The sequence below is a fragment of the Psychrosphaera aestuarii genome, assembly GCF_017948405.1.
GTDB classification, from domain to species: Bacteria; Pseudomonadota; Gammaproteobacteria; order Enterobacterales; family Alteromonadaceae; genus Psychrosphaera; species Psychrosphaera aestuarii.
This window is the reverse complement of sequence record NZ_CP072844.1, coordinates 490,871-504,480: the sequence shown is the minus strand read 5'-3', so window position 1 is coordinate 504,480 and position 13,610 is coordinate 490,871. Positions and strand designations below refer to the sequence as shown.

The window sequence follows — 13,610 nt, the reverse complement described above, 5'->3', positions numbered from 1 at the left end:
TATGAAGTTTTTGTTTAAGTTTTTTTTGGTGTTGGTATTCCTTGTAGTGATGGTTGCCGTTGCACTTATATCCTTTAAACCCATCACGCTCGAAAATAAAGTATTAACGCCAATGCAAGTGGCAGCGGCAAAATCTTCATTACAACGACTACTCACGGAGTTACGAAGTGAATCTGAAGTAATTAGCTTGGTAATGTATCAGTCCGAACTAGATGCACTCTCAGATTTAGCAGCGCACACTATAAATAATGCTAGTTTTGAGAATTACGTTTCTGGGTCTATTTATACAAGTGCAATTAGTTACAACCTTAGCCAATTGATAGACTTCTCACATAAAGACTTGTACTTAAATGCCTATTGCTCAATGGAGCAGCAAGCTGAAAAATTTATAATAGAGCACTGCAAGCTAGGCAGTATTTTATTGCCGCACTTTATTGCTGAACCGTTGGTATTAGGCACATTAAAACGAGCAATGAAGCCAAAACCGGCGCAACTTGTTCAAATGCTGTTTGAGCAAATACAAGTTAAAACATCATCGTTAACACTCACCACCGAACGGCCACCTTTATTAGTTCAATTAGTTAAAGACTCATTTAAATCATTAAAACAGCAGGCGACTGATATAGCGGTAGGTAAACGATTTAATGCAAAAAAATTCTATGACTATGTGACCTTGCTCGAACGAAATAAAGCAAACAGCGAAGAACTTTCCTACTATGTCGGATTAGTGTTTCAGGAGGCGCGCAGTAACCTCATAGCGCAACCATCTCTTAGTGCGGCGAGTGAGAATAGACATGCCTTATGGGCACTTGCGTCCTATTTTGGCAACAGTAAATTTGCAAAAATTGCTGGGCTAAATATTCCACCAGACTCTAAGCCTCTTCAAACACCAGTGGTTCACGGCCGTAAGGATCTTACCTTACACTTTTTATATTCGGCTATTTTAGAGCAGCTAGGCGGCCAACAAATTGGCCTCAACATAGGTGAAATAAAAGAGCTATATGACGCCAATGAAGGTGGCAGTGGTTACAGCTTTCCTGACTTAGCCGCCGATAAAGCTGGATTAAGCTTTAGTCAATTTGTTGTATACAACGAGCAACAAGCTCGCCAAGCACAACAGATGCTGGCCGGAATTAAAGATGAAAGTGTCTTTTTCCCTATGGTAGACCAACTTCCGGAAGGGTTAAGCGCTACGCAGTTTAAAGACGAACTAGGCAATAAGCACAGCATAGAATACAAACTTATAGAACAAGCAATCGATGACCGAATTCGTCGACTGCCCTTGTATCAATAATTTAGATATAAAAAAAAGCGCTTATAGCGCTTTTTTTGTGTGTTTAAAACTAGGTTTCAAACGATTATTCTGCTGCTGGTGCTTTTTGAATATCAAATAGCTCAACTTCAAAAATAAGTGTTGAATGTGGAGGAATTGAACCTGCAGCACGCGCGCCATATCCTAACTCAGAAGGAATGTAGAACTTATACTTAGAGCCTTTGCTCATGTACTGTAAACCTTCAGTCCAACCAGGGATAACTCGATTTAACGGGAAGCTAGTTGTTTGACCACGATCGACAGAAGAGTCAAATACTGTTCCGTCAACTAACGTGCCGTGGTAATGAACAGTTACTGTGTCAGCTGCCGCTGGCTTTTCGCCTTCTGCTTCAGATAAAACTTCATATTGAAGGCCAGACTCAGTTACTGTTACTTCACTGCGTTTTGCATTCTCAACTAAAAATTGCTTGCCTTCTTCTTGAGCCGCTGACGCCAACTTCTCTTGATGCTCCATGCCACGCTTACGAACATCAGCCTCTAAAGCATTCATAACAGTTTCAATTTCTTCTTCAGTAAACTGAACTTTGTCACCCAACGCGTCTTCAATACCGCCTAAAATCATATCTTTTTTAAGCTCAATGCCAATCTCAGCATTCTTCTCAAGATTATTATTTAGGTAACGACCCATAGATGCACCTAGTGCATAACTTTGCTTATCGGCTTCAGATTCAACTTTAACCTGCGCTTTTTCCGCATTACCACAAGCGCCTAAAAGTGCGACTGCCGCAGCAATTGCAGTTAGTTTTACTGCTTTATTCATGTGTTCTCCATTATTCTTATAAATCTAATGCTACATTTTTCAATTAGATGTAGCCTATACTAGCGAGTAACAATGTAAAGAAAAACCCTAAAACGCTAGAAAACCAAGCTAATAAATAAATCGAGGCTCAGTTTGCGAATTAAAATTCTTTTTGTATCTATCGTATTTATTGCAACTACGTTAATTAGTGGCTGCCAACCTGCTGGCGATAAGCCAAAACAACAGTTTGAGCATGCCCAAACCGGTGCCTTTGCGGCAAGCATCTCCAGTTCCGGAAATTACTCCGTCGTATCCACCTTATATCATGGGGTAGCTTTATGGGATCTCAATGCCAACGGTGCTAAATATCAATGGTCACACAATATTGATCAGCAACCACTTAGCTTCGATGATGGCGAAAGCACCTCAATCATGAGCAACAGCAATGTCATCTTTGCAACTTCTATTGCCGATAATGACTCTCATGCGGTATTGGCCGATAAACATAATTTTTCACTGTGGGACATTACCAGTGGTGAAAACGTAGGTTTTTGGCAAGTTAGAAAGTCAAAAGTTCAAATTAGTGACGACGATGGTTCAAATGCTTGGGTCAACCGTAATAATCCTGCCTCCGATTTACCAAAAGCCTCACAAATTAGCGTTATCGATCGCGACAAATGCATAGATGTAGACTTTGCGGCGGGAGAGCAATGTTTAGCGCTTGGAACAATACGCGCCATCGATGTTTCAAATAATGGAAAGCACATTGTTTTAGGTAAAAGCAACGGCATGATCACCCACATCACCATAGAAAGTGGACGTCGACTGGAGTTTTTAGGCCACCAGCGCAACCTATTAGATGAGCAGGGTGAGTCCGTACAAATTAACAATGCAATTAATAGTCTTGATATGGCACCAAACGGAAAGTATGTCTTGACGGGCTCTAGCGATCAAACCGCTTATTTGTGGGATACCAGCAGTGGCCAAGTCATACATAAATTTAGACATGCGAGTCGCGTCATATTTGTCGCATTAGACCCAAAAGCTCGTTATGCATTTACCGCAGATAGTAAAAAACAAGCTCGTATTTGGGACTTAAAAACGGGCCAAACGATTTCACAACTTGATTACATTAATCGCCAAGAAATATTTACCAGTGCGCGATTTAGTGACAACGGCAAATGGCTACTCACCGGAGCACCAACCCGACAACTTACATTATGGGATGTAAAAACCGGCAAACAGTTACAACAATGGCTTGTTACCCCTAGGAAAGGCTCGCGTCCGCAAAGTGCTGTAGTGTATAGTGCCAGCTTTATAAATAACGAAACCCAAGTCGTTAGCGAAAGTTCAGCTGGGTTAAATGAAATATGGGATATCGACAGTGAGCACAGATAAACTGCAAGAGCTAACTTTAAAAGTAGAGTCGCTAGAAAGCCAACTCGCTTTTCAAGAAGATACAATTGAACAGCTAAATGCTGAAATCACGACGCTAAATTTAGCTCAGGCGACGATGAAACGTCAGATTGAACTGCTAGCCCAAAAATTTAGCCAAGACAAAGGCTCGCCAGTGGCATCGCAGGCAGAAGAGACACCTCCTCCGCACTACTAAAAATAGCGGTACCAAAGATTACATAAAATAATCTAACTGTACCTAATCGCCAGGCGTAAACACACCAATGACTTGTTCAAATTGGCGAGTTGCGCCTTGAACGGCACCGTCCGGTTGCGTCATTTGATGACCACAAGACTTACACTCAACTTTTTCAACGTTATTTTCCATAAATAACATCATGGTATCCATCGCCTTACATTCAGGGCAACTTGCACCAGCAATAAATCTCTTTTTCTTTTTAGTCATCGTATGTTCCCAGTTACCTCAAGTGACTCTATTAACTTACGATAATTACCGAAATGCAATTAAGTTAGTTGAATAAAACCCGACGTAAAAAACCGTTAATTCAAAACAGGCGCTATTTAAACAAAAAAGCCGTCCTTTGGGTATACGTTTTGTTAAGCAACATATACCATTCCCACGTTAAAAATTTTAGGACTTTATATTCTCTATGCTGCAAATTTCACAACTCGACTTACAACTTGGTAACAAAGTCTTATTCCAACAAGCCTCTGCCACTATTTATCCCGGCCATAAAATAGGCATAGTAGGCGCAAATGGTTGTGGTAAGTCGACGCTGTTCAATATGATCCGTGGAGAACTGTCTAATGACGGTGGCGAAATCTCCTATCCAAAAGGTTGGCAGCTAGCGTGGGTAAAGCAAGAGACACCAGGACTAGACAAATCGGCATTAGACTACGTGATAGATGGCCACGAAAAATATTGTCAGCTTCAAGCAGCATTAGCAAAAGCCGAACTTGAGAATAATGGCCATCAAATTGCCCAAATCCATCATGATTTAGAAACGATTAACGCCTACACCATTCCAGCCAGAGCAGGTGAAATGCTAAATGGCTTAGGTTTTGATGCTGACGCACAACAACGTCCTGTTAAGAGTTTTTCTGGTGGTTGGCGAATGCGCCTAAATTTAGCCCAAGCACTTATGATTGATAGTGACTGCTTACTACTAGATGAGCCAACTAACCACTTAGATTTAGATGCGGTAATTTGGTTAGAAAAGTGGCTAAATAGATACGAAGGGACCATTTTATTAATCTCCCATGACAGAGACTTTATCGACAATATTTGCCAAGGCATTCTGCACGTAGAAAACAACAGTCTAAATAGTTACACAGGTAATTACTCAACATTTGAAACTCAGCGCGCAGAAAAACTCGCCCAGCAACAAGCTAACTTTGAAAAACAACAGCTTGAAATTAAACACATTCAATCTTTTATCGACCGGTTTAAAGCCCAAGCGACCAAAGCCAAACAAGCACAGAGTCGAGTAAAAATGCTCGAACGCATGGAGAAAATTGCACCAGCGCACGTTGATTCACAATTCCATTTCGAATTTCGACCAGCATCTAATATCCCAAACCCAATTATTAAAATGGACCAGGTAGAAGCCGGATACGGCGATACCGCTATTTTATCTAAAATAAGAATGAACCTAGTACCAGGCAGTCGAATTGGCTTGCTAGGTAGAAATGGCGCTGGTAAATCCACCTTAATTAAAACACTTTCTAGAGACATACCGCCTCTTTCTGGTGAATTTGAACATAGTAAACACTTACGTATTGGTTATTTCGCGCAACATCAATTGGATACCTTATCAATTGGTCAAAGTCCGGTTGATCATGTTCAGGCACTAGATCGCACCATGACAGAACAAATGGCTCGTGACTATTTAGGTGGATTTGGCTTTAACGGCGATCAAGCTCTAGACAAAATTGACAGCTTTTCCGGCGGTGAGAAAGCTCGATTAGTGTTAGCCCTTATCGTTTTTCAAAAACCAAACTTATTGCTTCTCGATGAGCCGACTAACCATTTAGACATCGAAATGCGTCAAGCCTTAGCAATTGCCTTACAAGGTTTTGAAGGCGCTATGATACTTATTGCCCACGATCGTCACTTATTAAAATCAACCTGTGATGACCTATACTTAGTTGATAGTGGCCAAGTCGCACCATTTGACGGTGACTTAGACGATTATCACAACTGGTTGCTTGACCAAGATCGTCAGGCCAATCAAGACAAAGACACAAGTAACGACAAGGTGAATTCTGCCGTTGCCAAAAAAGATCAAAAGCGAAAAGAAGCAGAACTACGTAAAGCCCTATCCCCAATTAAGAAAAAAGCTGATAAGTTAGTTGAGCAACAAGAAAAAATGACAACAAGGCTAAGTGAAATTGAAGAGGCAATGGGCGACACTGACCTCTATACTGAGTCAAGAAAGTCAGATTTAAACCAACTTTTAAGTGAACAAGCAAAATTAAAAAGTGAGCTTGAAGACATAGAAATGCAATGGTTTGAATATGAAGAACAAATGGAAGTGATGAGGAGCGAGTATGACGAATCTAATTGAGCCAACTGAGCTTTGGCAGTTTAGTGTAACCAGTTATCAGCAAGATGAGCTTCAAAACGAACTCTTAGGCTGGCAAAACAGTTACGATGGGAACGTCAACCTAGCGTTATTTTGTTTATATTGCGACGACTTAACCATTGAAATAAGTGATCAAGAACTCACTATTTTGCATAACTACATCAGTCAATTCTCTAGAAAATTTACTCAAGCCATTCGTGTCAATCGCGAGACGTTTAAACAGCAAAAAGCTCAAATCAATCATTACGAAGACATTCGTCATCACCTATTAGAAGCAGAATTGTTATTTGAGCAACAAGAACAATCGTTGCTGTGTGACATGATGAAAAGAGACGCCGCCGAATATCGAGCTGACGTCTCAGTACCTAATAACTGGGGACGTTATCAAGCTTTGTTAATACATACCTCTAATACCGACAACAAATGAGCGACTAGGTAACAAGGTATCGTTCTTTAAAAAGCTCGAATGAACTCGGGCTTCTTCGTCAAACAAGTTATTAATCTTAAAGAACAAGGTTGTATCCATTCCAGCTAACGGTAAGTAATGGTTAACTTTTATATCAACCATAGAATAGCTATCCGTTGTTGTTTCCATCGCTGCCGTTTTGTCTTGCTCAAAATGATGCATCACACTCAGTTCAATACTGGTATTTTCCAACTCGTAGTCAAAAGTAGTGCCTAATCTAGTTGGTGGAATACGCGGTAAATACTCACCTGATGTTAATTTTCCATTGATGCTGTCTGCCTGTACTGTGATCTTCAAGTCTTGGTTAGCTTGCCAAATCCACTGCGCTTCAACACCATAAAACTCAGCGTCTCTGGCCTCATAACGGTATACCGGCAACTCATCTAACTCTTCACCAGTATTAGCTTGATAATAAAAATCATCTACTTGATTAAAAAAGGCATTAACAACAAAACCCACATCGCCTTCAAATTTTCTAAGGCTCAACTCTATGTTATTCGATGTTTCTTCCACCATGTCCGACTCTATAAGAGATGTAGCTCCATCTATTGAGTCAAAAATCGCACCTAGTTCGAACGAACGGGTACCAATATGAGGTCCGTATGAAAGCAATTCGCCTGCAGAAGGTGCTCTAGAAGAATGAGTATACGACGCGGCTATGTTATAACCACTAGCAAAATCATAAACTAAACCCGCTGATAAGCTCACTGGTGAGAAATCAAACGAGTACAAATCTGAATCTATAGATACTTGTTCTGCACGGGCACCTAGTTGCACCAACACATTGTCAAAGTGCTTTTCTTCAAGCAGTCCAATAGCGTACGACTTAGTTTTTGATGGCGGTGTAAATGCCTCTTCACCTATTGCTTCAAAGTCAGATGATTTTATATCGAACGTTAAAGCGCCATGCCAATCGTTTAAATCAGCGAGTAACATATCACTACGAAGTTCCCATGCATCATTATTAAACTGAGTACCGACTTCTACGCCACCAATCCCATCAAACTCCAGCTCTTGGTGCTGATAATTTGTTACACCAAACTTAGTATTTAAACCTGTTATCCATGAATTTTTAAAAGTAAGCTCAGAAATTAACTGCACACGAGTTTGACGCATATCGCCTTTTACAAAGCCTTCTTCACCATGCTCATCGTGGTCATCGTGACCTTCATGCTCATCTGCGTGTTCTTCGTGCTCTTCATGTTCTTCATGTTCTTCATGCTCTTCATGCTCATCGTGCTCTTCATGTGCATGCGCGTGACCAGGTATACCGTACAAACGGTCTAGGTAACCTACCGAAACACCAACAAAGCCGTTATCCAATAACACACTTGCGCCAACAGTACCGCCTTTTGAACGAGAGGCACTATTCGCTAGCGTAAAAGAGCCATGACCATCTTCAGCGTGTTCAGCATGTTCTTCTTCATCTTCATCTACATGCAACTCAGGATCGGCAGGCACATCATAATCACTGCTGTCTCTATAAAAAGCATCAACATGCCAAGCAATATCTTTTCCTGACAAGGCTTGCTCTGCCCCACCGTTTAATGCAAACGACAACTCCGATTCATCTGCCACTGTGCCAAAGGAATATTGCCATTCAGAGCTTCGCTCTAATTCTCGTGGTACACGGTTATCAACCACATTCACGACTCCGCCAATAGCGCCACTGCCATAAAACAATGTTGCAGGACCTCGTAATACTTCAATTTGTTTTACGGTACTTGTTTCTGTCGATACCACATGATCTGGGCCAACTCTAGAAGCATCACCTACATCTAAACCATTTTGCGCAATAAGAACTCGAGGCCCATCTAAACCACGAATAATAGGCGTGCTACTTACAGGACCGTAATAGGAAGAATGCACACCTAACTCTGCTTTTAATGTTTCACCTAATGTTGAAGCATGTTTGTTTTTTAACTCTTGGTCACTCAACACAGAAATTGGCGTTGCAGACTCCAAAGTAGAACCGTGAAGTGGCGTCGCAGTAACGTCAATACGCTCAATTAGGCTAGGCGACAGTACAATATTGTAACTAGTAATATTTTCAGAAAGTTTAACTGAAGCATGATTAAATCCTGATGCAACCACGTGCAACTCTTCGATATGCTTCATTTGTTCAGTTAATTTAAAGCGGCCACTTTGATCTGTGGTAACGACTAAGGTACTACCATGTACAAAGACTTTGGCATTTTTGACTGGTGCGCCTTTCGCGTCTTTAACTAGTCCTTCGATACTATGTGCAGCGTACGCCGGACTTGCACTTAAAACACTAACTGCACACAAAGAAGTTGCAAAAAATCGATTTAAAAACACAAGCTTTTACTCTCTAAATTAATGATATAGAAAAATGATACACTATATCATATCAATGTAAATACGTTTGTTAGCGATTATTTAATATGATCTAAATCAATGTTTAATTCGCTTATTAAACGCACACCTAAAAAGCATGATCTAGATCATTATTAAATTACACCAAGGAGCTAAATTGAAGGCATAGAAAAAAGGAGAACGATTATGTTTAACGAATTTAATATTGAATCTATGTTTCGTGACTTTATGAGCGATCCAGTATTGTTTATGAGCTTTGGTATTTTAGCATTAACACTAGGCTTGATGATTTTTTACACTTGGTATTTCATAAAGAATGTTATGGACGCTGAGGCGCCAATGGAAGAAATGAAAGATGACGTTGAGTTAGATGTAACAACTAACCTAAATATGCATCAAAACGCGCATTAAAATTGATTTAAAATTGATAAGAGTACTGCACTTCCAACCGAGTATCTTTTCTATTTTGTCCAATTGAATTTCCGTCGTTATCAAAGCGGCGGATATTCAATTTTCCAGTTGCCTTTCTTGTTAACTTACGCTCCAAACCTACACTTGCTTGAAAGCCTTTTCTGTCGCCTCTTGTACCATTTGAATCAACGTCAGTTTGGTTTGCTGATGCATTAAAAGACGTTCGGCGCGACATTCTATGGTTATAGTTAATAGAAAAAGACTCACTGTCTTGTTCGTTACCAAACTCATCATTGTCACGTTCTAAAAACTGACGCTTACTTTTTGCATACGACAAAGTTAACGTACTCTTACGGCCTTTATACGACACAGACGCATTTAATCCCTTAGATAACACTAACTCTTCATCAATAAAAAAGTTCGGATCAAAGAACTCAATGTACTCACGTCTTGGGTCTGGTCTGTCTGGAATTCTTGATAACGGAATACAGTCCACTCTTTCTAGCGAAATAGGATTACAACTATAAATACCAGCAGAAATAGGATCGTTAACCAACCTAGACTGGCTCGTTAAATCTTCAGCATATCCAACATTAATATTCCAGTGGTTGCCCGACTTGTTGTATTTAAAGTTATGTGACTCACCGTAAAAACGTCGGCTGTTTTCATAACTTAGCGAAGTTCGTTTACTCGGCTCTAATACCAAACGATAGCCAACAAAAGTATCATCAAACTCCTCATCAGCATCACTAAAACGGGTTTGACCCTGCGTATCTTTATTGTAGGTTACCGCGATATATGAGCGTTCGCTGAAACGCCACGCTAAACCAGCGCCATAAAATTCATTATCCAAATTAGAGTCTTCAAAACTCGAATTTGCTATGGAGTTACGTGATGCTGAACCACTTAATACAAAATCAAGCGCCGACCACATAGGTAGTTCCAAATTAAAAGAGGCTGCTATGTTACTTTGCTTGCCACGAACATTTCTATCGTTACTATTTCCAGCTAGTCGAAACTCACCCTTTACTTGGTTTGCTCGTGAACCATATGCGAGCCGAACTTCCGCGTTCTGTCTATCGCCTTTAACCAGTTGCGTTGACCGTGTGCTGGTATTTGCTAACTGATCTTCATCAAAGCGAGTCGCCGAATACGAATAATTCAGACTATTACGCCAGTCGGAACCCGATTTGTTTTTTACGGTTAATCCTAATGTGCCATTATCAACATCGACGTATTCGCTTTGACCAAAAATAGGATCTGAGACACCAGCAAAACGGTTATCAATATTTTGGTTCTTGCGACTAGCATTCGCGGAAAATACCACGCGATCTTTAACAAAGTTAAATTGATTATTTAGCGAGATATCGCTGAAAGAGGTATTTTCAAAATTAGACTCTAGTTGCTCTATTTTAGTGTGCGAAACGGTCCATTGACCATTCCAAACAGCGCCACTAGCGAGCATTGAAATACTCGGCGTAAGCATTAAAGTTTGGTTGCCATCTTCAACCGACGAATCCAATTCAAAACCATTAAACTCCGGGTCAACAACATAGGTATATATCGACGTAATTTTAGGTTTGATTTCTATTTCAGTGGCGACTGCACTCGTTGTCACAGTTCCTAAACAAGTAGCAACAAACATGGCAACAGCAGATATAACAAAGTCATTAGCGCGACGTGATGACGCATTTTTAATTGCTCGACTTCTTTGATTCTGCTGTTTGCTCATTTGAAATTAAGCTCCTGAACCGTAATAGTAACCATAACCCTGAGTTTCAGTTGGGTCGGTCACTTTATTAAGTACAAACCCTACCGCCATCGTCTCTGGTAATAAATCAACGGCTTGTTTTACTTCCGAGACTTTTGATTTGTTCTCTTCTACCACAATCACGCCTTGGCCACATTGCTCTGCCATCAGTGCCGTTTCATTAACACCTAAAAGCGGAGGGCAATCAAAAATAACGATTCGGTCAGGGTAACGACTGGCAAACTCTTTACAGAGCTTGAGCATTTTATCGCTTGCTAATAATTCGTTTGATAAGTGATGTGGTAAACCAGCAGGAATAACCTTTAGATTTTCAATATTGGTATGATAAATAACAGATGAAACGTCTTTCTCTTCACCGGTTAAATATTCAATTAAACCAACGTTCGCGCCTATTTCTAAGGTTTTTGACACGCTCGGTTTGAGCACGTCAGCGTCTACTAGCAGCACCGTTTTGTCTTGTTCTAACGCAATGCTTAACGCTAAATTAACCGCTGTAAAGGTTTTACCTTCATTCGGTCGTGAGCTTGATACAAACACCAGGTTCGCATGATGAAGCGTTTTGGCCAAACCGCCATACGCGTTATTTAACACTTTCCGCTTAATGCTACGAAACTCTTCGTTTATTAACGTACGCTTACGAGATAAAGCAACAAAACCCTTGCTTTCAAGCATTTCAAAATCAATCACTAAGTCTTTATTGGTACTTATCGGTGAGCTCAACTCGGTTTGGTGATTATCCGACGGCAACACCTGATCTTGTTTTTTAACTTGTTCTGACTCTGGTTGTGCTACATGCTTTGACGCATCTGTTTGGTCATTAGGCGTTGCTGCTTGTTCAATCTCACCTTCAGCTGCTTTTGGTTGACCAAATTTAGCTTTTTCACCTTGGCGTTTCATTGCCTTTTCTATAGAGCTCATATGAATCTCTCCATTAACTGCAACGGTGTCTTTTTCATCACAATCTCTGAGAACATAAACACCAAATATAAACCAAGAATTACGGAGGATGAGGCAGCAAATACCCACATTCTGCGTCGATCACGTTTATTGATTTCTGCTAAGTTAATATCTGTGACTGCGCCTAATACAGGTCGGCCAGTAATTTTTGTTAAATGATTAGCATTGATGATTACCGGATTTAACTGGCTAAACAAAAAGGCCAAGGCTACGCCAGCACCAAAACTAACAATTAACACACCTGTGTATAACAAGGCACGTTTTGGCCCTGATGCCGCTAGTGGCACAACAGGCGGATCAATAATTCTAAATTGCACATCTTCAGCAGATAAGTCGGCCTTACGGGATAAATCTGCTGATTCTTTGCGACTGAGTAATTCTTCGTACTTTCGTTTGGTAATGCCGTAGTCACGATTTAACGCCGTACGTTTCGCCTCAATATCTGGAATCAACTCTAATTTTTGTTCAAGCACGTCTAGTTTTTCAACATAACTTTGCTTACGAACATTTAATGACGCGATATTACTTTCTAAATTGTTAATCACGATAGTGAGTTGTTGAACAATTGCATTTTCACTTAGACTGCCAGCGGCCAACTCACCATTTGACAGTCCTTTCATTAGCTGATCGATTTCCGACTTACGTTGTTGCTGCAATGATTCTAAACGCTCTCTTGTTTGCAGAACATCTGGATGTTTATCGGTAAAACGAATTTGTAAATCATCTAAATTTGCCTGCATTTGAGCAATGCGTTGATCGTACTGAGTAGCGATATTTACGTTATCAGGGTTGCCTTCATTGGTAGTACTAGTGGCAAATTTACTTTTTAAACTCTGTAATTGCGTTTGCTTTTCTGACAACTCTAAATTAATTGACTCAATTTGAGTTTTTAACTGTCCTCGTTGCTGGTAATAACCCGAACCGCCAGACTCTGGCAACAAGTCACCATACTGCTTTTTAAAATCAGCTAAACGCTGCTCTGAACTTGCCAATCGAGTAGCATATTCTTGTAACTGTTCATCTAAAAAGTTACTTGCCGTGGTGCTGTCCTGACGATTTTGACCTAATGCCGACTCAACAAATTTATCTAACGTTAGTGATACAACGCGTTTGGCAATTTGCGGGTCTGGGTGCTCAAATGAAATACTATAAATACTCGTACGACCCGAACTATTAAAAATAATTTTATTTCTTAAGTTCTCAACAATGCCCTGGAATTCTTGAGGCGTTTTAGCGCTAATGTCTAAATCTGCTTTACGAGCAATATCTTCTAAGTTTGGCGTTGATTTTAATGTACGTGCAATAGCATTAATTTCTTCTTTCGAGTCTGTTTGAATTGCTAACCCTCTTAGCAGTGGCTTAAGCATAGAACGAGTATCTGCGTATATCTTCGCCTTTGACTCATATACATCGGGCATTTTTGCCACTAAAAATAATCCCAGCGGACATATCAACCAAGTTGATATGATAATAAACCGCTTTTTAATCCAAATACCTTTTATATAATCCAGTATTTGTTGAATGGTGGCCTGCAGATCCTGCATTTAATAATCCTTTGCTTAACTACTTACTACTTAAAAACTACTTTTTACGCG

12 protein-coding genes are annotated in these 13,610 nt (G+C 40.2%); 6 read left to right on the top strand and 6 right to left on the bottom strand.

Annotation, left to right across the window (positions count from 1 at the left end; translation table 11 throughout):
* The first annotated feature begins 1 nt into the window (after position 1).
* Positions 2-1,294: a YfiM family lipoprotein gene (locus J9318_RS02340; RefSeq protein WP_210560951.1), complete on the top strand. Its 1,293-nt coding sequence runs from the start codon at positions 2-4 to the stop codon at positions 1,292-1,294.
* Between the two features lie 64 nt (positions 1,295-1,358).
* On the opposite strand, the gene fkpA is transcribed toward J9318_RS02340, so the two are convergent.
* Complete coding sequence (gene fkpA / locus J9318_RS02335; RefSeq protein ID WP_210560949.1) at positions 1,359-2,093, bottom strand: FKBP-type peptidyl-prolyl cis-trans isomerase; 735 nt, start codon at positions 2,091-2,093, stop codon at positions 1,359-1,361.
* A gap of 132 nt (positions 2,094-2,225) precedes the next feature.
* Here fkpA and J9318_RS02330 point away from each other — a divergent pair, with 132 nt between their 5' ends.
* Together J9318_RS02330 and J9318_RS02325 are read left to right on the top strand one after the other, a co-directional pair.
* Positions 2,226-3,470: a WD40 repeat domain-containing protein gene (locus J9318_RS02330; protein ID WP_244731812.1), complete on the top strand. Its 1,245-nt coding sequence runs from the start codon at positions 2,226-2,228 to the stop codon at positions 3,468-3,470.
* Positions 3,457-3,684 (top strand): SlyX family protein, encoded by a 228-nt coding sequence (locus J9318_RS02325; RefSeq protein ID WP_244731809.1) that lies wholly within the window; start codon positions 3,457-3,459, stop codon positions 3,682-3,684. The genes J9318_RS02330 and J9318_RS02325 overlap by 14 nt, the downstream gene beginning before the upstream one ends.
* A 42-nt stretch (positions 3,685-3,726) precedes the next feature.
* On the opposite strand, the gene J9318_RS02320 is transcribed toward J9318_RS02325, so the two are convergent.
* The gene (locus tag J9318_RS02320) at positions 3,727-3,933 is read right to left on the bottom strand and encodes a YheV family putative zinc ribbon protein (protein WP_210560947.1); all 207 of its coding nucleotides are present in this window, start codon (positions 3,931-3,933) and stop codon (positions 3,727-3,729) included.
* A 205-nt stretch (positions 3,934-4,138) separates the two neighbouring features.
* Between J9318_RS02320 and J9318_RS02315 the strand changes: the two genes are divergently transcribed.
* Positions 4,139-6,055: an ABC transporter ATP-binding protein gene (locus J9318_RS02315; RefSeq protein ID WP_210560946.1), complete on the top strand. Its 1,917-nt coding sequence runs from the start codon at positions 4,139-4,141 to the stop codon at positions 6,053-6,055.
* Positions 6,039-6,500: a TIGR02444 family protein gene (locus J9318_RS02310; RefSeq protein ID WP_210560944.1), complete on the top strand. Its 462-nt coding sequence runs from the start codon at positions 6,039-6,041 to the stop codon at positions 6,498-6,500. The genes J9318_RS02315 and J9318_RS02310 overlap by 17 nt, the downstream gene beginning before the upstream one ends.
* Here the strand turns inward: J9318_RS02310 and J9318_RS02305 are convergent.
* Positions 6,468-8,858 (bottom strand): TonB-dependent receptor, encoded by a 2,391-nt coding sequence (locus tag J9318_RS02305; protein ID WP_244731805.1) that lies wholly within the window; start codon positions 8,856-8,858, stop codon positions 6,468-6,470. The two genes, J9318_RS02310 and J9318_RS02305, sit on opposite strands and share 33 nt — an antisense overlap.
* 204 nt (positions 8,859-9,062) lie before the next feature.
* Between J9318_RS02305 and J9318_RS14120 the strand changes: the two genes are divergently transcribed.
* Positions 9,063-9,287 (top strand): DUF3149 domain-containing protein, encoded by a 225-nt coding sequence (locus J9318_RS14120; protein ID WP_342345693.1) that lies wholly within the window; start codon positions 9,063-9,065, stop codon positions 9,285-9,287.
* A 7-nt stretch (positions 9,288-9,294) separates the two neighbouring features.
* Here J9318_RS14120 and J9318_RS02295 read toward each other — a convergent pair whose 3' ends face one another.
* From J9318_RS02295 to J9318_RS02285, 3 genes are read right to left on the bottom strand one after another with little or no spacing between them, the layout of a single operon-like run.
* The gene (locus J9318_RS02295) at positions 9,295-11,019 is read right to left on the bottom strand and encodes a porin family protein (RefSeq protein ID WP_210560942.1); all 1,725 of its coding nucleotides are present in this window, start codon (positions 11,017-11,019) and stop codon (positions 9,295-9,297) included.
* A gap of 6 nt (positions 11,020-11,025) precedes the next feature.
* Positions 11,026-11,976, bottom strand: a complete 951-nt coding sequence (locus tag J9318_RS02290) for an XrtA-associated tyrosine autokinase (RefSeq protein ID WP_210560940.1) — start codon at positions 11,974-11,976, stop codon at positions 11,026-11,028.
* Entirely contained in the window at positions 11,973-13,559 is a 1,587-nt protein-coding gene (locus J9318_RS02285) for an XrtA system polysaccharide chain length determinant (protein ID WP_210560938.1), read from the bottom strand. Before J9318_RS02285 ends, J9318_RS02290 begins: the two co-directional genes overlap by 4 nt.
* Positions 13,560-13,610 lie beyond the last annotated feature (51 nt).